Raw genomic sequence first — 18,818 nt, 5'->3', positions numbered from 1 at the left:
GTACGCGAGTGATCAACAATTTGCACCGACGTGCCAAGATATTCGGCTTTGTTCTGCAGCCCTTGGAACCGGGAGCTGGTGCCGTTTCTTAGGAATCGTTCTCCAGCGTCAGCTCGCCGATCTTTGCGTGCAGCGACTTTACGTCCACGGCCGGCGCGGCGGGCGTCACACTTCCAGATCCGAAAACCTCCGAAGCTCCGCCCTCGAGCTGGGCCTTCCACGCCGTAATCTGATTGGGATGGACGTCAAACTGCTCGGCCAGTTGAGCTATCGTTCGGTCGCCCTTCACGGCGGCGAGTGCCACCTTGGCCTTGAAAGCCGGCGTGTGGTTCCGGCGCGGTCGTCTGCTCATGGTCTCTCCTGTTCGCGGCGATTATCGCCGCCGTCAGGCAGAAACTCCACTTATCCTCCTGTTCAAATTTGCGGAGCCAGCTCTGACGTTACCCGTCGTCGGGTCGATGACTGGTCCGGGATCTAGTCTTTATGCGCCGTTCGGTGCAAATCCAAATTACACCGCGATGCAGCAATTGCTGTTCACTAACGCGAACGAAAAGGCCATTGGCGGAAGCATTGCTTACGCGTTCGATACGATGGCTCTTTCCGGGCTTAGCGCCGGAGTGTGGTATACGCGTGGTTGGGGCGCCATCGACATTGTCACCAACGCAGGAATACCTGATCGAAGCGAGTTGGATCTTTGGATACAGTATCGTCCCACGGAAGGCCTCCTGAAGGGCTTTCGTCTTAAGGCGCAATACGCAAATGTCTGGCAGCAAGGCAACGTGCGGAATACCCAACCGGAAGTTCAGTTCATCGTCGACTATACGGTACTATTCCGTCCACCGCCTCGCTGACATCGTGAGTGTTTCGCAGACCAAACCGTCGGACGACGCAATCTGGCACCAATAGTAGCCGCAGTTTCGTCCCCGAGAATTATTCGTTACTCTAGCGTCGACCGCCCATCAGGCGCAGCATCATCATGAACAAGTTGATGAAGTTGAGATAGAGCGACAGCGCGCCCATCACGGCCTTGCGGCCTTCCGAAGTGCCGTCATCGCTGCGATCGTACATCCCCCCAATTCGCTGGGTATCGTAGGCCGTGAGGCCTGCAAAGACACCAACGCCGATAATGGAAATCATCCAGTCCAGCCCGCTCGATCTCAACAATAGATTAACCAGGCTTGCTATGATGATGCCGATCAGGCCCATGATCAGGAAAGTGCCAAATCCCGACAGGTTTCGCTTTGTAGAGTAACCCCAGATGCTGAGCGCGCCGAAGGCCGCCGCCTAATAAAGAAGACCCGTGTGATCGAGGACTCCGTGTAGATGTGGAAGATCGTCGACAATGAAATCCCGACAAGGGCCGCGTAAAGGAAGAAAAATCCTCGCGCAGCTTGCGCCGACAACGTGTTGATCCGGGCACTGATAAAGAACACCAGTCCCAGCGGCGCCAGCATGAAAACCCACATCAGCGGGCTCTGAAGCAATTCGGGGCCGGTGAACTGATAAGTCAAAAATGCGGTCGCGCCGGTCAGGCCGACGCCGACGGCCATGTAGTTGTATACACGTAACATGAAAGCGCGAAGACCAACGTCTATCGCCGCGACGCCGTTTGCGGAGAAGCCGGGCGCGGCTACGTTCGGATCGTAGTTAGACATGAGGCGTTTCCTTTCTGATAGGCTCCTTCGGTAAGTCGCGAGTGGGAGCTTTCCGTAGCTTAAGCCAATTCACGCGGAATATGAGCAGCCTCGCCAAAGGATTTGCGCACTTCAAACTCGAAAAAGAAAGCAGACGTCTAGTGAGATGCTAAGCAATTTCGGCAGGAAGGGACCAATTGTCCTCTCCGTCGTTCAAGCCCTGTCTTGCTTGGGGTGACCCAGAACCAAAACGTCAGCATCCTTGCTGCCATGCTTCTCCAGGTCGGCTAATACTCCCGCGTCGGACAAATCGAGCGTCCGCGAATTCTTCCAGTCACGGCGTGAAACCTCCACGAGACGCTTCAATACTCGCTTCGACTTGGTTTCAATCGCGAGCTCGCGTCTTGAGTCGAAACTGCCCGGACTAAGGTTAATCGACCCGACTATCGCTTGTTTTCCATCCGCGATCAGAATCTTGCCGTGCAATTTGAGGTGCCTTAACAAATGAACCGTTGCACCAACGTCGTGCATGATGCGCAATCCACCGATGCCTTCAGCGAGCTTCTTCCCCGACAGCTTATGCGGTGCTCGCGCCATGATCCGGACCCGAACGCCGCGGTTTACTGCACGAACCAGTCTTTCGACGATGACTGTATCCTGATAGCGTTCATTTTGAAGCCAGAGTGACTTCTTCGCTTCGTCAATGATGGTCGCGATCCGCTCGCGACCGTTATTGGGACACCAAATCAGATGTGATTTCGGGTCAGGTTTGAACGTTTTTCGAGCCCAGTCGGCGTCGAAGCATAGTATCATTTCCTGGACTTCTCTCTTTTTAGTCGTGGTCACTGCGTAGTCACGGGTTTCCGTCAGATCGCGCGGTTCCCAATTGAGCGATTCCACAAAGCCGATCTTGTCATCGATGACCATCGACTTCTGATGAGTGAGAGCAAACGCGGCGCTGCTATCGCGCACCTCAATGCCGGCGGCGAGAAGCGCTTTTCGGGCCGCTTCATTTTCGCTTTTGCCGTTTCGGCGTGCCGGATTGAGCATCACCCGAACTTTGACTCCACGTTGCTTGGCTGCGATCACCGCACGGAGCAGTGTCGGCTCCGTGAACAGGAACATCCTGATGTTCAGCGAGCGCTTCGCGGCATTGATCGGCTGCAGAATGGCGTCCACCGTATCGTCCGGAAGAACAATAAGCGTATGCGACATTATGTTGCTCCTGGACGAGGTCAAGAATGCACAGTGCTAGGCTGCATGGGCGGGCGAAGCTTTCATCGATTCATACTGGATGCGATGGAGCTCGGCGTAAACGCCATCACGAGCAAGTAGCTCGCTGTGCGAACCCTCTTCCGCGACTACACCGTCTTTGAGAACGACAATCTTGTCCGCCTCGCTTATAGTGCTCAGGCGATGTGCGATCATGATGACGGTGCGGCCCTTCATCAATTGTCGCAGACCTTCGATAACGAGGCGCTCTGACTCGGTATCAAGCGCCGCGGTTGGTTCGTCCAGAATCATGATCGGACTGTTGCGAATGACCGCGCGCGCTATGCCAATGCGTTGTCGCTGCCCGCCCGAAAGCGTGTCACCGCGCTCTCCCACAAACGTGTCGTATCCGTGGGGCATGCGGCCGATGAATTCGTCCGCGTTGGCAACTTTCGCAGCGGTGATGACTTCTTCATCGGTTGCCCCGGGCCGTCCATAAGCGATGTTTTCCCGGATCGACCCGCGGAAAAGCACGGTTTCCTGCAATACGAAGCCAACCTGAGTGCGCAACGCGTCGAGCTTTAAGGTTGCCACGTCGACGCCATCGATCAAAATGCGCCCACTGTTGGGATCGTAAAAGCGCGGGACCAGGCTCAGCACCGTCGATTTGCCGGAACCGGTCGGACCGACGATGCCTACGACCTGGCCGGCCTCGATCGTGAACGAAACATCGCGCAAAACCTGTGTCTCGTCGTCGTAACCAAATGCGATATGCTCGAATGTGATCGCGCCCTTGACGCGGCCTGGATTGACCGCATTCGGGACCTCACGAATGATTTCATCTGCTGATAGTATCGTTTGGATACGCTCGAGTGCGACCGTCGTCTGTGCAATTGCGCTGGTCATGCTTGCGAGATCCTTGACCGGCTTAAAGAACTTCGCGAGATAGGCAAGATAGACCGTCAGAGCGCCAGCTGTCATCGTGCCCGCGACGATCAGAGACGTCCCCCTCCACAGCACGATGGCCGTGCAGATCGCGACCACGATGGCGACCATGGGTGACAGCATCGACTTGATTTGCCGGGCCTTGAGGGCGGCTTCGACTGTGGCGTGGCTCGCTGCTTCAAGATTGGCGACTTCCAGGTCCTGGCGTCCGAAGGCCTTGACGGCTCGAACCGATCCCAGTCCCTCCTGAACAACAGCGACGACTTCACTCTGCCTGGCTCGAACAGCTCGCGTGACCTCCTTGACGGCCTTTTTGAAATGGACGACTGCCATCAGCAGAAAGGGCGTGATGGCGAGTGCTATCAAGGTGAAATCCCAATCGAGCCAGAACATCAGGCCGATCATGAACACGATGGTGATTATGTCCACAATGATACTCAGCGTTGATGATGACGCAAAACTCTGAATCGTTGCAACGTCGCTGGTGATGGTCGACATCAGCGCGCCGGTCTTCGCCGTATCGTAGAATCGCAATGAAAGCCGATGAAGATGCTCGTAAATACGAATTCGCAGATCGTTGGCGACCCATTGCCCGACACTTGTCGTGTAGTAATTGTCAATATAGGTCGCGACCGCGCCGATAACCGCAATGACCAGGGTGGCGACGCCCGCAAACAGCGCAACGCCGAGGGTATGGCGTCCAAAGCCGTAATTATGCGCCCAAGCCAGCCACTCAGGCAGGTGGTGCTTTCCGAGCGCGTCGTCAAGGACGAGCTTTAGCGGCCAGGGTGCTGCGAGGCTCGCGACGATCTCCGCCAGCATCGCGGCAAAGACGACCGCGAGCCAACCGCGGTAGGGTCGAAGTAGCCCAAGCACCAGACGCGTCATTCGCACGCTCCATCCGCCGAGCAGATTGGTCCGGCAAAACTGCCGTCCCGTCGCAATCGTTGCAGCTGCTCAGCTCCGAAGAATCGTCGTTCCTGTTCGATTATGCTATGCAAAATCGGCAACCGCCGTGAGAAAGTCCTGACCGAACCCCGCAGTAGCGTGCGTCGCGGCCATCGGGTCGGATTATGCATAGACAAGAGAGGCTCCTTCGAGTGAATGAACTAGCCGGACATGCACTTGCGGCATGTCTTGGCTGAACAAGCCAGGGAGTACGAGGATGCCCTTTACGATCGCAATGATCGCTCTAAGTTCGCAACTGGTCGTCGCAGTCGCCGATGGCGTTCCGGTATTCGACGTTACCCAAAGCTGCAAACTCGACGTGGCTGCAACGACTGGACTTAGCAACAATCAGTCGATCAAGGCTTGCGTCAGCGATGAAAACAGGGCGCGGAAGATGCTTGGAAACCAATGGTCAAAATTTTCCGCCTCTAGCAAGGCAGAGTGCATACCGCAGGAGAGCGTCGGCGGAGCGCCGAGTTATGTTAGCCTGCAAACATGCCTGCAAATGAATATATGGGTGCAGGCGAAATAGGTCAGGCAGGGCAGTGGAATTCGCGCAGCACGGTTCGACTTGGCGCGCTTCAAAACCGTCGCTCCGCCGGGAGCTCTATTGACGCCGTGCGGTCCTCTGCTGTTGGAGCGCGTTGTCCATCGTCATCTCGATCCAGGCAGGACCTGAAAGGCCTTGGCGTTTTGCGATGATGTTGACCGCGTCGACGACAGCAGGCGTGAGTGGCACATTGATGATTATGTCGAGGCCGCTTTCGAGGCTATATACCAGCCTCGTAGCTTGACCGGAGAAACGCTGAACAAGCGAAGTCTTTTCCGAGTCTGTCAGTCCTGCCTCGCCAGCGATCATCGTGCAGTAGGCGCCGATGAAATGGTCTATAATAAGCACTTTTGACAGGCCGTCCCGTCGCAGGGTGCTGATTGCAGTGTTGAGCAAGCCGACGTCGACCATTGCGTTGGCATTGGGAAGAAGACCTGTGACTTGCTCAAGTGTGGCGGGAGAACTGGGTGAAAAAGGGTTGGTGCACTCGAACTTTTCCGCTGCGACAGCGGGCACGAGCGTGAGGAGAAGGAACGTGAATTTTAGCAGGAACTGGATCTTGTGCATGGCTGGGGTCCTTTGCAACCCGTGAACGGATGTCCTTGATTGAGACGTGCACAAAAACGCCGATAGCCCAGCAAGATGCGTCGCGAGTAGAACCGAAAGTATGCCAACCATTGTTGCGACGGCCGCGGGATTGACCGTGCGCAACGGCCCAAAAAAAGCAATACGAAAACGAAGCACTTCTTGACAATCGCGGCCGTCAAAATCGGTGCGCGGACATCAGGAACGAGCCCGGCGTAGACCGTCAGAGAGCAGAAAATGAACAGCAAGGCATTGGCCGCCCGTGCGTCGAGTACGATCATTTCAGTGTTTTCAAATACCCAATGATGCTTTTGCGTAACGTTTCATTCGGAAACCCGCCGATCATTCGCGTGATTGCAGGGTGTCCGGTTCTTTGTGTGAGAAAAGCCGCGGGATCAGCGAGAAATTGGAGAAGGTTCACGTCAGACCATATGAGTCCCTTCGCGCCAGCCTCGACATAGGAGGGCGAATACGCATATCCGCTTGCTGTGCCACCTCTCCTTCCAATGACACCAAAAAGCCCTGGCCCGTAGCCATTCTGTCCGGATGCCGTAGGGTGGCAGGCGGCGCAGTTGTTATCAAAATCAGATCTTCCAAGTCCGGCCGCGACAGAAGATGCGAGGCCGTTCCGTTCGCTTGTGCTGAAATCGCGACGTCCGGCACAATCGAGAAGAGCATGCCAAAAAATAGAAGGCCCATCGGCGGTGACAATTTGGTCACGATACGCACCCTGTCAGAAATTGATCGGATAGAGCCAGTTGAACCAGGAATGAGCGCGAATGGAGAGTTTGCGTAGCACGGCCCAAGCGCCGTATTCTCCCCCAGTGTAGATTGCGGCTGAACCCTGGGCACCGATCGTGAACTCAGTTTGATCGGAGTGGTCCAGTTGTATCTTTACGGCATATTGTCCCTGGGGAACGTTTGGCGGCGGTTGCTGGAACTTGGGAATGTCGTCGCTCGGCAAATATTGACCTATACCGTTGCCGCGCCAGATCGTGTCCACTCTTCCAGAAAAGAGTTGACCGGGATAAAGGTCGAGCGAAACGTCGACAGTCTGGCCTTCTTTCACGTATTTGAGGTTCTCCTGAAAGAATGTTGCTAGAAAGTAGCGATCCGCATCTGCGATGAAAGCGGCTATCCCGCCGACGCGGTAAATCCCGGCGACCATTCCAGGGCGAACCTGTAGATTGATCATACGGCCGTCCTCTGGCGCAGTCAGAGTGGTGTTGTCCAGATAGTACCGGGCCAGCTGAAGTTGTGCTTCCATGTTGGCAACTGCTGTATTGACCCCGTCAATCTCGGATTTCTATTGCAATGTGGCCCGCTGGAGCTGAGCCAATGCTGCATCGTTGGTAGCTTCAGCGGCATTCACGCGAGTCAGCCACTGCTCGACGTCCTCCTCACGCACGGCCTGCACCTGGGCCAGCTTGTCAAATATCCGTTTCTGATACTGCGCGTACTCAAACTCCACCTTGGCCTTCTTGGCGCCTTGGGCTGCCGCATCGACGTCCGATTTCAATACGCCGACGTTTTGCTTGGCCGCAGCGAGCTGAGCAGCGATCTGGTCGACTTTGTATTGGTAGGGACGGCGGTCGAATTGAAAGAGCGTTTGGCCCTTCTTGACTGGGACATCTTCATCAACAAGCACCGCCTCCACGAGTGTGGGCTCGGGTAGGCGCGGCACGAGTTGAATCGTCCGTTGAACGACGGTCGCATTGACGGAGTAAGGCGTTACGAATCGGAGGCCTATCAGGAACACCAGCATCAGATGGACAACAAAGAAGCCGAAGATGACCCCCCAGCCTGGCGTTAGCCTGATGAGTTTGAGCCTGAAGAAGACAAGCCAAAACACAAAACCAGCAAAAGTGCGAACGAGAAGAGCGGCCATCATGACGGCATCTCTCCATGCTGCGTTTCCGTTTTTGCAATCGCCGGCGGCGTGTTGCCGGTCATCGTTTCAATCATCGCCTCAGTTTCGAGTTTCCGTTCATGCGGTAGATAGCGAACGTCGATGACCATGGTCGGCCTGAAAGCCCAGGCGAGAGCTTGAACCCACGGACGCCGCAAGAAATCCGACCCAGCCCATGAGATAAACCGCCTCAGCCTCGGGATGATTGCGGGCGATCGCGATGCGTCCAGGCAGGCCCAAGACAAACACTCCGAGGCCGAGGCCGGCTGCGGTGAGAACAAACAGAGTCAGGAAGGTCACATAGTCCCAGAAACCAAGGGAAAAGCCCAGCAAAGCTTCCATGACGTCCCTCGTGGACAGCAGGACAAGGAGAGGTAAACATCGCGATCGGTTCCGCTTCCAAGGACTATGCAATTTCGGCGGGACAGGGAAAAGTTCTAAAGTTCACGGAGGCCGTTTGGTGAGCCAGGCGATGAACTATTCGTCCCTGTTGCCTGTTGCCTGTTGCCTGTTGCCTGTTGCCTGCTGTCAACGGAACGCGTGGTCCGCTCAATCCAGCTATTTTCCGGGCAGGTGCGCGCTGCATTCGATGCGATGGGTTAGGAAGAGGAGGCGCAGTTCAAGCCTATCCAGCCGACGCGCGCGTGCTCGTAAGCCGGGTCGCGACATAGGTGCTCCTACAAATGGTCACCCGCGACAGCCTCACTTCCTGGCAGCGTTGTTTACGTTCGAGTAGTAGGCGGCGAGCAGCATGATCTCCTCACCAGTTAGTTGGCTGGCAACACTTCGCATCTGCTTACTGATGTCGTTGCGCCGATTTCCGTCTTTAAAGGACTGCATCTGCAGTTCGAGATAGGCGCGCTGCTGGCGTTGAAGCCCCGGGGCGCCAGGTATGAAGCCGAGCGGCCCGTGGCAGGAAGCGCAAGGCGCTATACCGCGAATTGGGTCACCCACCTCAGTCAGGCGGCCGACGACCGTGTCGGAAACGTTATGTGGGTTCGAAATGTCGCCGCTCGGATTGGGCAAGGATGCGTAGTGTACGGCAAGATCGAGCAGGTTTTGCTCGGACAATTCAGAAACATATACCCCCATCACCGCGGCATCGCGCTTGCCGCTCTGGAAATCCTTCAGTTGCTTGTAGATCGCTGTAGCGCTTTGGCCGGCCAGATTTGGAATGATCGCATCTGAGCTTATTCCGTCGGTGCCGTGGCAGTTGTTACAGGACTTGGCGATTCCAGCTCCCGCGATTAAGTCTCCCCGTGCAAGATTTCGCCTTGTTTCGGTCGTCCAGGCAACCATCGAAGCAGGTTGACCGGCTATCGAAGGCGATACCGGCGCATTGCCGTTCGGCAGGCCGACCGCGCGGCAAATAGCACGCCACAAATCGACGCCTTCGGGGTCTCGTTGGGCGGAGGGAAGCCAGACAAAACCAACGGTGAGCGCAAGGAGGAATAGTCCCACCGTAGCGCCAATCCATATGGCGAACCGGGAATCGTGTGAAGATGGTTGGTTACCGCTGGTCATTCGGTGGAGACTTGAAAAGCGGGTACGGCAGTTCTGTTGAGAAAAACGAACTGCACTATCGGGTAGCCGTAGTTTGCGACGGTCAGAGCCAAGACGAGCAACGCCCATATCCCGAAGCTGTTCAAGGATTGCGGGAGCCACCGAGGCGGATAAACCGCGAGCGAAAACTTAAGAGGTGGAATGGTAGCCGTTAGCCCGCCGCGATGGGACGCAAGCAGAACACCAATCAGCAACAGTGCCGAGAAAACAAGAACGAAACCACCGATGGCGGATACGCTGACCCAGATGCCTTGCGAAGACAGGGCGGAATTGCCGAAATCGTAGTAGGCCATGCGACGGGGCTGCCCCATCACTCCGACCAGATGCCACGGCAGAGTGACGATCAGCATTCCCACGAACCAGGTCCATAATTGGAGCCGAACCAGCCTCGGCGCAGCGAGCGGTCGACCGGTCAATCGCGGCCAAAGTTCGTATGCGATGGCGAAGTACATGATAACGACTGCTCCACCATAAATCAGGTGGAAGTGGCCAGTAACCCACTGCGTGTTGTGTACCGTCGAATTCAGTACGTAGCTCATGTTGATGATGCCGCTGGCACCGCCAAGTCCCAGCATGACCATCGAAAACCCCGAAGCGAGCACAAACGGACGATCCCACGGCAAGGCGACGATCCAGCCGAACGGGCCTCGACCGCCGCGTAGCCGGCCGGCAATTTCGAGTGAGGCGCAAATCGTGAAGATCGTGAGCAACGTTGGCACCGCCACCATTCCGGTGAAGACTGCATGAAGAAACTTAAAGCCCGCACCGATCTGGGGATCGACAAACAAATGATGGATGCCGATCGGCATCGAGAAAACGAGGAGCTGTAAGAACGCAATGCGACCCATCTTGTCACTATACAGGCGACCGCCGGCGGCCTGCGGCAGCAAAACATAGAACGATATGTAGGTGGGTATCAGCCAGAAATAGACGATAGCGTGAAGAGTCCAGGAAAAGAGCAGCCGAGCAAGTCCGGGATCGATCGTTTGCATCCAGCCGAAGGCGTTGGGCAAAATGAGAAACGCGATCTCCGATCCGGCTCCGAGCGACGTCCATCCCCAGAGCAACGCGCCTGCGGTCGTGGCGAACATTGCGAGCGGCACCGGTAGACCCGGATGATCCAACTTCCATCGCCTGAAATGCCAGACCATCAGCCCGATCCAGATCCAGGAACCAAGAATGGCGACCAGGATACCAAGGTAGTAATAAGGGCTTCCCAACATTGGTGGATAGAAAGTGTAGAGAACCGTTGCTTTCCCAGCGGCAGCCGTCACAAAGGCCAACACAGCCCCGGCGATCACTAATACGAGGGACATCCACGCAAGCGGTAGGCCGCGCATCGGGTTGCCGAGCGATACCGCGCAAATAGCGTACCCGAATCCCATCGCGATCAATGTCGGGAAAACATACGCGAACATAGTGCCGTGCTCTGTGACGGCCCGGTAATACAGTTCCGGATCTACCCATCGATGAAGCGGGCTGCGGACCAGCATTTGCCACGCGCCAAGCGGAATCGCGACGGCGAAAGCGGCAAATGCGGCCCAGAAATGCGCCAGAACTAGTCGATTGCTACCCTGCACAGGACGCTCGCGGTTGACCATCATAGGACTTGGCAAATTCCGGTCGGTCGACAACTTTGACGTGAGCCCACATGCCTTCGTGACCGACGCTGCAATATTCGTGACACGGCATCAAATGATCTCCCGCGTTGTCGAACTGCGTCCGTATCTCGGCGATGAATCCCGGCACCACCATGCTGTTCACGTTCGTGCCCATGATGAGAAATCCGTGCACGACGTCGGGGCTGGTCACACGGAAAATGACAGCGGTCTTGGCGGGAACGACTATGCAGGAGGGAATGAACGAGTATTGCTGCGCAATGACGCGCACGATCACGGAGCCGTCAGGCTGAACTGCCGTGCCGAGATTCTCCTCGACGAACTCACCGGCGAGATGCAGGCGGTTGGCATCAATGGTTTCAACGTTCGATGGCGGCTGGCTTGCCCGGTGCAGGCTGCTGAATATGATCACCGCGAATACCAATCCGACGACGCCCGCGACAACATAGGACCACAGTCGTTCAGACCGTTCGATAACGTTCGGCGAGAGTTCACTCATCCGACACTGCCTCGCGGCACGAAGATGAAGAAGAAGAAAGCGATCCAGATAGTCAGCAATATTGCTACCGAAATCCCGGCGACCAACGCTGCGCCGCGAGGGCCCTCGGCCACTATTGCCAGCACCTCGTCGTCGTTGCCATGAAACGCCACGTTTTCCCGCCTAAAGGCAGCCGAGACGTGGCCTTCGATTACGGTGTCTGATGTCGACATGGAGCCTTCCCGGCTATCCGGGCTTTGTGAGATTCAGTGCTGCCAAGACTTGGGCAGGCCGGAACGGGATCGAACGCAGCCGCGCGCCCGTAGCGTCGAAGACGGCATTTGCGATTGCCGAAGGCACGACGGCCGTCGTGGGTTCACCTGCGCCCCAAGGGACTTCATTGGGTCGGTCAATCAAGTCGATGACGACATCGGGTACACCGGGAAAGGTCAGGATCGGGTAACTTCCCCAGTTGAGGCTGGTGACGGCGCTTCGGCTGAATGTCACCTTCTCAATCAGTGTACGGCTGACCGTCTGCACGATATTCCCCTCGATCTGATTGCGTAGCCCGTCGGGGTTGATGATCTGGCCGCAGTCGTGCACGGCAAATACGCGATCGACTTTGATTGCGCCCGTGGTCCGATTGACCGTCACGTCGGCGACGACGCCGACATAGGTGCGGACCAGTTCATACTTCACATAGGAGACACCGCGTCCACGCGCCAGCGGACCGGCATCGCGCGGGCGCGCGCCGCGCGGCTCCCACTTCGCGAGCTTTAGCAATCGCTCAAGCAGTTCGCGCCCGCGCTGATCGGTCAGGTAGCGCGTTCTGATTTCAAAGGGGTCGCTCGCCGTGGTGGCGGCGATTTCGTCGAGGAAGCTCTCGTTGGCGAAGGTATTTTGCAGGCGGCCCGGCGCGCGTATCCACGCCGCGGGTAACGGTTCGTCCGGAAGCCAGTGTGCAGTCAACTTGCTGCTGACGAGGTTGTACGGGATTCCCAGTCCCGCGTTGTAGATTCCAGGACCTGAGCCGAACTTCGGGAGCTTTGCGAGCGTCGCAGCGAGCAGCGTCGCGCCGGATCGTTGCATAGGCTGTTCGTTCAGAAATATGTCGGCTTCCCACCGCGTGATCCGGCCTTCGCTGTCGATGTCGGCGCTGTAGTCGAGCAGGACTGGCGGACACTTCGGATCCCAGCCGTGCTCGTCAGCGCGCATCCATTGTAGCCGAACGGGACGCCCTATCATCGTTGCGATCAGCGCTGCCTCGGAGGAGCAATCATCGGCGCCATTCCGGCCATAGCAACCCGCCCCCTCGATAAAAATGCAGCGAATACTTGCCGGTGGCAGCTGCAGCATGGTGGCGAGTTGCGGTCGGAGCAAATGGCACGCCTGCGTCGGGGTCCAGACCGTGAGAAGGCCGTCCTTGAAGTCCGCTACCGCGCAAGATGGACCAATCGATCCATGCGTATTCATGGTCATGTCATAGGTGGCCCGCAGCGTTCGGCCGCCCGGCAGTCGTGCCTCGTTGGCATTGCCGGTGCTCTGCAAAACTTCGTTGCGGTTGATCTTGGAGTTGCGTACCCACTCGAAAAGCTTGGATTCCTCGGGCAAACCGGCCCAGGCGGACCATGTTGCGACGATCGCGGTCGACGCCCTGATCGCCGCCCACTCGTCAGTCGCCACCACGGCGAGAAAATTGCCTTTGCGGACTGCGCGTAGATAGCCGGGAATTTTCCGGCACGCGTCGTCGTTCCATTTTTCGAGTGTTGCGCCGACGGCGGCAGGGTGGACAACGCGCGCATGCACCATGCCAGGCAGCTTGAAATCCTGGACGAAGCCGAAGGTCCCGAAGATCTTGGCCGGGATGTCGAGGCGAGGCACGGAAGTGCCCACGATCGTATAGTCTTTCGGGTCCTTCAGCGGAGCGTTAGAATCGATCTTCATCGTAAGCTTTTCTGCGCCAATCAATTGCGCATACGAAAGCTCCTTGCCGCCGGCGGGCGGTCTGACTGATCCGTCGCGGGCCGTCAAAGTGCTCTTCGGCACTTTGAGATTGTCTGCGGCCCGCTGCAGGAGCGCTTCGCGCGCGGTGGCGGCGGCGCGCCGAATCTGCATGCCACCGTTCTGTATCGTCAAGCTGGCGTAGGTCGGTCCCTGGTTGGGCGTGAGCTGGGTATCGCCCTGGATCATTGTCACGCTATCGAAGGCCACGCACAGCTCTTCGGCGGCGATCTGGGCGATCGCGGTGACGGCACCGGTTCCAAGCTCGACTTTTCCGGAATAGATCGTAACCCCGCCCGTCGCGTCGATCGCAATGAAACCGTTGACTTCATCGGCGGCGACGCTCTTGTCGGCAGGACGCGCTACCTCCGCGTGGATATGTCGCGGCGCGACGGCAAAAGTCACCGCCAGTGCGCCGCCACCTTTCAAAAGAGCCCGGCGCGAAAGCGGCTTGTAAGTGATCTGCGCTGTCACGCCATTTTCTCCGCAGCACGCATGACGGCGCGCAGGATACGAATGTGGGTCCCGCATTTGCAGAGATTGCCCGCGAGGGCCTGCCGGACCTGCTCTTCCGTCGGGCGTTTGGTTGTCGCGAGGAAAGCGGCGGCCTGCATGATCATGCCGTTGATGCAGTAGCCGCACTGAGCCGCCTGCTCGTCGATGAACGCCTGCTGGACCGGGTGTGGGTTTTTGACAGTACCGAGACCTTCCAGCGTCACGATTTCGGCGTCCGCAACGGCCGAGACCGGCATGACGCAGCTGCGCAGCGCCTCGCCATAGTAGTGCACCGTGCAGGCCCCGCACTGCGCCAAACCGCAGCCAAAATGCATACCGTGAAGACCGAGCTGATCGCGCAATGCGTACAGCAAAGGCATACTGGGGTCATCAACCTTCAACGTGACGGCCTTGCCATTGACGGTCAATTTGATGGTTGTGCTCATCATGCACTCAACTGAAATTGATCTACTTATAGTGCTCGCGCACGCAGGAGTGCGGGCAGACACAAGTGCCGCGCGATTGCGACCTTTCCTGCCGGTCGAAGGTTGGCCGAAGCCTCCCGCTTCCGCTATGCAACTTCGGTAGCCCCAGATGTTGGTCGCCTCCTCGAACCGACCGAGATCGAGCCGAAATCGCACGGTGCTGTGAGAGTGCATGACCCAGATGCTTCACGGGAGACCCCATTTCCCAAAGGCTCACGCTGCTGATGCCTTGATTGAGACGCCCCACACCAGGTTTTACCTAGTTTCAGGCTTTCAGGACGTAACTCTGCAGGTTTTTGCACGCGCTCTTGAACATCGAGTCGAAGTACATTCGCGAAATGGGGCCACCCATGGCGACCATGAGGCGCGGCTCAAGCGCCACGCTGTAGGTGAATCGGGTGTTGCCTGGCGTGGAGTCCTCCAACAGGTAATCCTCGGCGAGGGCATGGGCCATCGGCATGGATTGCCCGGTCACGTAGAACGAACAACGGCGGTCCTGCTCCCATCGGAAGAAGTGCTCGTCGAGGGTGACCGGCGCAAGCCATGCGGTCCGGGTCGTACCGACGCCGTACGGCTTATTGCTGGTCCATGCCACCTTGCGGATTGCGCGAAACCATTGAGGCCAGGCTTCTCCATCCTCAAAAATGGAAAAAACCCTGGCGGGAGAAGCATTCAGTTCGACCACATTCTTGAAACGCAGGGGTGCGGTGTCAAAGAACGAGACATCCACGGGGCGACAAGAAAAGCGCATGGCTGAGCCTCTCGGGCAATGTGCGGAGAGAGAGGAGGTGATACGCATTCTCCAAGCTTCGCCGGCGGCAAAGATTGGTTGAATATCGCAGCTATTGCTATGCAATTTCGGCAGATCGAGAGAAGACCGCGGTCCTGACAAAAGGAGTGCGCCCGGTCTGGACTCTAACAGCGGTATGTGCCGAATTTGCATAGTCGCGCTGCAGGATTTCCCTCAGTATTGGAAATCACGAGTCCTCAATCCCTGCTTCCTTTGCCGGGGCAGATCTCTGCCGGATCTAAGCAATTTGTGCGCGTCAACCATGAATGCGGAGCGCTGTGATGAATAAGGCGATACGAAAGCTGGGCATTGGATCGTTGCTTGCGCTGTCTGCGGTCTTGTCGGCAAGTGCCCAACAGGCGCCAACGGAGCGCGTCATCTTCCTCAATCAAGCGTGGTCGCAGGAGGATCGGGAGTGGTACTATAACTTCTCACAGGGTTCGGCGATCATTTGGTATGACGTTTTCCTGAACCTGGAAGTAGCTGGCAGCCAGGAATTATTCCGCTCGGATGCGAACAGCAGAGCTTTCGGGTTGATGCCGCAGGCCGCAAACTGGAATAACAAGGATGCTGTGCCGATCGGCATCAGCAAGACAACGGTTGCGACCCCAATCAAAGGCTGGCCTGCCGGGGAGTACGCCGGCCTGACTTGCGCGGCCTGTCACGAGGCGCAGCTGTCCTACGAGGGCAAACACATTCGCATCGAAGGAGGAGCTTCTACAACGGTCAATCTTCAGGGGCTGATCCGAAGCCTGGATGAATCGATGCAAGCTACCTTGAGCGATCCAGCCAAATTTGACCGCTTGGCGGCGCGGATAGGCGCCTCAAGCGCGGACGCAAAGGCCAGCTTGCGCAAACGAATGGAGCCCGACGCCGCGCGGGTTCACCAGTATGCCACCCGAACGTCGGTGACTCTCTCACCCTGGGGACCTGGCAGGATGGACGCCCTTACCATGATTGCTGACCGCGTTACATCAACGCTGCCCGAACTTCCTGAGAACTGGTCCTCTGGCTCGGCGCCAGTCAAACCCCCCTTCCTCTGGAATGCACCGCAGGGGTTATGGACACAGTGGGCCGCCTTTCAGCAAGATCCAATTCATCGCAATTTTGGAGAGACGGAGGGCGTGTATATGCCCATTGATCTGTCATCCAAAACCCCCGCCGAAGGGCTGTTTGATTCAAATGGCGCCGTTCTCGATCTTCAGCGAGTCGAGAACCTGTTGTCGCGCCTAGCGCCTCCAAGTTGGCCAGAGGACCTGTTCGGCAAAATCGACCGCGACAAAGCGAAGGCAGGCAAAGCCTTGTTTACGGAGTACTGCGCCAGTTGTCACAATGCCTGGCCCTATCGCTGGACCGAGCCCAACAAGTACGGCAAGCGCTTCGTCCTTGTCGGAACTACGCCGCAAACATACGTAGGTACGGATCGCACGCAGTCCGAGGTCTTGCGACCCTTCGCGCTTACCGGCGAACTTGCCAAGTATCTTCCTGGAGAGTTCCGGAACAAACCGATTCTGCCCACCAAGGACTTTCTCGTGTTGCTTCAAGGCGCGGTTCGCGACAAGGCAATCGAAAAGCTGAAGCTGACCGAAGAGCAAGCTGCGAATCTCCACGGTTATCGGGAGACGCCGCTGCAGCCAATTCCCGACCTGGTCTACAAGGCGGCTCCGCGAGATGGGGTGTGGGCAACCCCGCCCTTCATGCACAACGGGTCCGTTCCTAATCTTTACGAGATGCTGATTCCGGCCAAAGAGCGAACGAAGAAATTTCATCGTGGACAGGAGTTTGATCCCGTCAAAGTTGGCTTAGTTACAACGCAAAGTTCCGGTTATCTGATGGATACCACGCTGCTAGGAAACTCAAATTCGGGTCATTCCTTTGAGGAAGGACCGCGCGGCAGTGGCGTCATCGGTCCGCTGCTAAAGGATGAGCAACGCTGGGCGCTTGTCGAATATCTGAAATCCATTCCGGAGACGCCCGGACGCGTAACTCCGTTCGGCGGTCCATCAGAAGGTCAGCTTCCTCAAAAATAGCCGGGCCCTCGGTTAAGCATGACGGTTTCGGCTAGAGGGTGTGGTCGAGACGCGCAAATATTGATGGAGTGGAGCGATGTCCGATCATATCGACGGGCCAAGACAGATTGGGGACCCGTCGGCTGACCTGACCGATTTATTCGCGTTCACGAGCCCGGAGAATCCATCCCGGACCGTGCTCGCCGCAAATGTTTTTCCGACATGCGGGGTCGATGCAATCTTCTCTAACGCGATCGATCATTCGATCGTCGTTCGTCGTGCGAAGGTGGCCGGCATCGGCGAAGCCACCAAATTCGAGACGGCTGACCCGGAAATACGCTTTTCCTGTCGGTTCGACGGCCTTGAACGCAATGCGGCAGGCGGCAGGCCTCTCCAGCGCGGCACAATGACCTCTCCCGACGGCCAGAAACTTCGGTTCGTTGTCGGCGATGAGAAGGGGATGTCCACGCCGGATGGGGCATACCGCGTGTACGCGGGGATGCGCTCCGATCCGTTTATCCTTGCATGGCTCATTCCCGCCGGGCTGAAGAAGTTTCAAAATCTGCTTCTTAACGACAACGTGCTGAGCATTGTTGTCGAGTTTGACACGCAGCGCGTACTTGATCCCGGCAAAGGATCGTTGTTCGCGGTGATCGCCGAAACGACGCCGATTCCGCGGCCGGGCGCCTTTGTGGGTCATGAGCCGCCGCGCATCGACTGGGTTGGTCGTCCCGAGCAGACCAATATCCGCTTGAACAATGGTGGACTGAAGGGGGCTGACGATATCCGCGATCTCTGGAACCAGCAGACCCCGTTCGCGATCGACGAAAAGCTCCGGCCTGTCTTTCTTCAGCGAATGAAGGACAGCCTGGCCGAATGGGATATGCGCGACGGCAAGCAGGACTGGACTCCGTCCGCACTGGCCGTGAACGCCAATATGTTCGTTGACGACTTTCTGCTGATTGATGTTGCAAAGCCGATCACCGACGCCGGCCATCTGGAAATCGAGCGAAGCACGATCAATGGCAAAGCCTATCAGACGGGCGGGGGGCGTACGGTCGATTCGGATGTCATTGATGTGCTGCTGACGTGGATCGTGAATCGCGACCGCGAATTTCTGGAAGGTGGGACAACGAAGGCAACGAAGCCTGGAACCAAAAGCTTTCCGTACCTCGCGGCGCCGAATCTCGACTTGCAAACGGTGATGGAGACCGTCGATGTCAGCGCAACGCCCGACAAGGTCTGGGAGCTGATTGGTCAGTTTGGTGGCTATTGGCATCCCCTGATCGCAGAAATTCGCTTGACCGGAACTGGTCTAGGTCAATTACGAACGATCGAAACGATCGATGGCAAGCAGATCATCGAACGTCTCGACGAGATCGACAGCGCAGGCCGGTTCTATCGCTATACCAATATCGCCGGACTGCCGGTGGCAAACTACACCGGAATGCTTTCGGTCAAGCCCAACGGTGCTGGCAGTTTGGTGGAATGGCGCGCCCAGTTCCTGCCGAACGGGCAGGGCACTATTCTTGTGAAAACGATCGTGTCGACACTTTTCAAGGCCGGACTGGACAGCCTTAAGTCCCGCTTCTGAG

The 18,818-nt window shown here is 57.2% G+C and carries 17 protein-coding genes and 2 pseudogenes; 4 read left to right on the top strand and 15 right to left on the bottom strand.

Annotation, left to right across the window (positions count from 1 at the left end):
• Positions 1 to 94 precede the first annotated feature (94 nt).
• A pseudogene (locus ABIB99_RS42715) lies at positions 95 to 352 on the bottom strand (transposase); the annotation flags it as partial.
• On the opposite strand from ABIB99_RS42715, the gene ABIB99_RS42710 reads away from it, so the two are divergent.
• Positions 351 to 851 carry an OprD family outer membrane porin gene (locus ABIB99_RS42710; protein ID WP_354116490.1) on the top strand — a complete coding sequence of 167 codons (501 nt, stop codon included), beginning with the start codon at positions 351 to 353 and terminating at the stop codon, positions 849 to 851. The pseudogene ABIB99_RS42715 and the gene ABIB99_RS42710 sit on opposite strands and share 2 nt — an antisense overlap.
• Positions 852 to 942: 91 nt before the next feature.
• Here the strand turns inward: ABIB99_RS42710 and ABIB99_RS42705 are convergent.
• The 3 genes and pseudogenes from ABIB99_RS42705 to ABIB99_RS42695 all read right to left on the bottom strand — a co-directional run bounded on the left by ABIB99_RS42705 (position 943) and on the right by ABIB99_RS42695 (position 4,679).
• Positions 943 to 1,655, bottom strand: a pseudogene (locus tag ABIB99_RS42705) (Bax inhibitor-1/YccA family protein).
• A gap of 192 nt (positions 1,656 to 1,847) precedes the next feature.
• The gene (locus ABIB99_RS42700; RefSeq protein ID WP_354116492.1) at positions 1,848 to 2,849 is read right to left on the bottom strand and encodes a phospholipase D-like domain-containing protein; all 1,002 of its coding nucleotides are present in this window, start codon (positions 2,847 to 2,849) and stop codon (positions 1,848 to 1,850) included.
• Positions 2,850 to 2,885: 36 nt separating this feature from the next.
• The gene (locus ABIB99_RS42695) at positions 2,886 to 4,679 is read right to left on the bottom strand and encodes an ABC transporter ATP-binding protein (RefSeq protein WP_354116493.1); all 1,794 of its coding nucleotides are present in this window, start codon (positions 4,677 to 4,679) and stop codon (positions 2,886 to 2,888) included.
• 277 nt (positions 4,680 to 4,956) lie between these two features.
• Between ABIB99_RS42695 and ABIB99_RS42690 the strand changes: the two genes are divergently transcribed.
• Entirely contained in the window at positions 4,957 to 5,271 is a 315-nt protein-coding gene (locus tag ABIB99_RS42690) for a hypothetical protein (protein ID WP_354116494.1), read from the top strand.
• 75 nt (positions 5,272 to 5,346) lie between these two features.
• Here the strand turns inward: ABIB99_RS42690 and ABIB99_RS42685 are convergent, their stop codons facing one another.
• The 11 genes from ABIB99_RS42685 to ABIB99_RS42635 form a co-directional block, all read right to left on the bottom strand.
• Positions 5,347 to 5,856: a hypothetical protein gene (locus ABIB99_RS42685; protein ID WP_354121715.1), complete on the bottom strand. Its 510-nt coding sequence runs from the start codon at positions 5,854 to 5,856 to the stop codon at positions 5,347 to 5,349.
• A gap of 751 nt (positions 5,857 to 6,607) precedes the next feature.
• A complete protein-coding gene (locus ABIB99_RS42680) occupies positions 6,608 to 7,141 on the bottom strand; it encodes an HlyD family secretion protein (protein ID WP_354121714.1) in 534 nt (177 codons plus the stop codon).
• A 39-nt stretch (positions 7,142 to 7,180) separates the two neighbouring features.
• Positions 7,181 to 7,765 carry an HlyD family secretion protein gene (locus ABIB99_RS42675; RefSeq protein ID WP_354116498.1) on the bottom strand — a complete coding sequence of 195 codons (585 nt, stop codon included), beginning with the start codon at positions 7,763 to 7,765 and terminating at the stop codon, positions 7,181 to 7,183.
• A gap of 96 nt (positions 7,766 to 7,861) precedes the next feature.
• Positions 7,862 to 8,125, bottom strand: coding sequence for a DUF3302 domain-containing protein (locus tag ABIB99_RS42670; protein ID WP_354116499.1), 264 nt, complete (start codon positions 8,123 to 8,125; stop codon positions 7,862 to 7,864).
• A gap of 360 nt (positions 8,126 to 8,485) precedes the next feature.
• Complete coding sequence (locus ABIB99_RS42665) at positions 8,486 to 9,244, bottom strand: c-type cytochrome (RefSeq protein WP_354116500.1); 759 nt, start codon at positions 9,242 to 9,244, stop codon at positions 8,486 to 8,488.
• A 59-nt stretch (positions 9,245 to 9,303) separates the two neighbouring features.
• On the bottom strand, positions 9,304 to 10,950 hold the full coding sequence (locus ABIB99_RS42660) for a cbb3-type cytochrome c oxidase subunit I (protein WP_354121713.1): 1,647 nt from the start codon (positions 10,948 to 10,950) through the stop codon (positions 9,304 to 9,306).
• Positions 10,916 to 11,464: a cupredoxin domain-containing protein gene (locus ABIB99_RS42655; RefSeq protein WP_354116502.1), complete on the bottom strand. Its 549-nt coding sequence runs from the start codon at positions 11,462 to 11,464 to the stop codon at positions 10,916 to 10,918. The genes ABIB99_RS42660 and ABIB99_RS42655 overlap by 35 nt, the downstream gene beginning before the upstream one ends.
• The gene (locus ABIB99_RS42650) at positions 11,461 to 11,676 is read right to left on the bottom strand and encodes a hypothetical protein (RefSeq protein ID WP_354116503.1); all 216 of its coding nucleotides are present in this window, start codon (positions 11,674 to 11,676) and stop codon (positions 11,461 to 11,463) included. The genes ABIB99_RS42655 and ABIB99_RS42650 overlap by 4 nt, the downstream gene beginning before the upstream one ends.
• 13 nt (positions 11,677 to 11,689) lie before the next feature.
• A complete protein-coding gene (locus ABIB99_RS42645; RefSeq protein WP_354116504.1) occupies positions 11,690 to 13,918 on the bottom strand; it encodes a xanthine dehydrogenase family protein molybdopterin-binding subunit in 2,229 nt (742 codons plus the stop codon).
• Positions 13,915 to 14,385, bottom strand: a complete 471-nt coding sequence (locus ABIB99_RS42640; RefSeq protein WP_354116505.1) for a (2Fe-2S)-binding protein — start codon at positions 14,383 to 14,385, stop codon at positions 13,915 to 13,917. Before ABIB99_RS42640 ends, ABIB99_RS42645 begins: the two co-directional genes overlap by 4 nt.
• 304 nt (positions 14,386 to 14,689) lie before the next feature.
• On the bottom strand, positions 14,690 to 15,175 hold the full coding sequence (locus ABIB99_RS42635; RefSeq protein ID WP_354121712.1) for an SRPBCC family protein: 486 nt from the start codon (positions 15,173 to 15,175) through the stop codon (positions 14,690 to 14,692).
• A gap of 320 nt (positions 15,176 to 15,495) precedes the next feature.
• On the opposite strand from ABIB99_RS42635, the gene ABIB99_RS42630 reads away from it, so the two are divergent.
• The gene (locus tag ABIB99_RS42630; RefSeq protein ID WP_354116507.1) at positions 15,496 to 17,244 is read left to right on the top strand and encodes a di-heme-cytochrome C peroxidase; all 1,749 of its coding nucleotides are present in this window, start codon (positions 15,496 to 15,498) and stop codon (positions 17,242 to 17,244) included.
• A 76-nt stretch (positions 17,245 to 17,320) separates the two neighbouring features.
• Positions 17,321 to 18,817 (top strand): DUF4331 family protein, encoded by a 1,497-nt coding sequence (locus ABIB99_RS42625; protein ID WP_354116508.1) that lies wholly within the window; start codon positions 17,321 to 17,323, stop codon positions 18,815 to 18,817.
• Position 18,818 lies beyond the last annotated feature (1 nt).

This window comes from Bradyrhizobium sp. LA6.1 (assembly GCF_040547805.1).
Taxonomy (GTDB): domain Bacteria; phylum Pseudomonadota; class Alphaproteobacteria; order Rhizobiales; family Xanthobacteraceae; genus Bradyrhizobium; species Bradyrhizobium barranii.
This window is presented reverse-complemented; position numbering and strand designations above follow the sequence as displayed.

Coding starts and splice junctions, on each gene's coding strand:
- ABIB99_RS42675 (WP_354116498.1), bottom strand. CDS start 7,765: ATGATGGCCGCTCTTCTCGTTCGCACTTTTGCTGGTTTTGTGTTTTGG.
- ABIB99_RS42655 (WP_354116502.1), bottom strand. CDS start 11,464: ATGAGTGAACTCTCGCCGAACGTTATCGAACGGTCTGAACGACTGTGG.
- ABIB99_RS42640 (WP_354116505.1), bottom strand. CDS start 14,385: ATGAGCACAACCATCAAATTGACCGTCAATGGCAAGGCCGTCACGTTG.
- ABIB99_RS42670 (WP_354116499.1), bottom strand. CDS start 8,125: ATGGAAGCTTTGCTGGGCTTTTCCCTTGGTTTCTGGGACTATGTGACC.
- ABIB99_RS42680 (WP_354121714.1), bottom strand. CDS start 7,141: ATGGAAGCACAACTTCAGCTGGCCCGGTACTATCTGGACAACACCACT.
- ABIB99_RS42625 (WP_354116508.1), top strand. CDS start 17,321: ATGTCCGATCATATCGACGGGCCAAGACAGATTGGGGACCCGTCGGCT.
- ABIB99_RS42635 (WP_354121712.1), bottom strand. CDS start 15,175: ATGCGCTTTTCTTGTCGCCCCGTGGATGTCTCGTTCTTTGACACCGCA.
- ABIB99_RS42690 (WP_354116494.1), top strand. CDS start 4,957: ATGCCCTTTACGATCGCAATGATCGCTCTAAGTTCGCAACTGGTCGTC.
- ABIB99_RS42650 (WP_354116503.1), bottom strand. CDS start 11,676: ATGTCGACATCAGACACCGTAATCGAAGGCCACGTCTCGGCTGCCTTT.
- ABIB99_RS42660 (WP_354121713.1), bottom strand. CDS start 10,950: ATGATGGTCAACCGCGAGCGTCCTGTGCAGGGTAGCAATCGACTAGTT.
- ABIB99_RS42700 (WP_354116492.1), bottom strand. CDS start 2,849: ATGTCGCATACGCTTATTGTTCTTCCGGACGATACGGTGGACGCCATT.
- ABIB99_RS42710 (WP_354116490.1), top strand. CDS start 351: ATGGTCTCTCCTGTTCGCGGCGATTATCGCCGCCGTCAGGCAGAAACT.
- ABIB99_RS42630 (WP_354116507.1), top strand. CDS start 15,496: ATGAATAAGGCGATACGAAAGCTGGGCATTGGATCGTTGCTTGCGCTG.
- ABIB99_RS42695 (WP_354116493.1), bottom strand. CDS start 4,679: ATGACGCGTCTGGTGCTTGGGCTACTTCGACCCTACCGCGGTTGGCTC.
- ABIB99_RS42685 (WP_354121715.1), bottom strand. CDS start 5,856: ATGCACAAGATCCAGTTCCTGCTAAAATTCACGTTCCTTCTCCTCACG.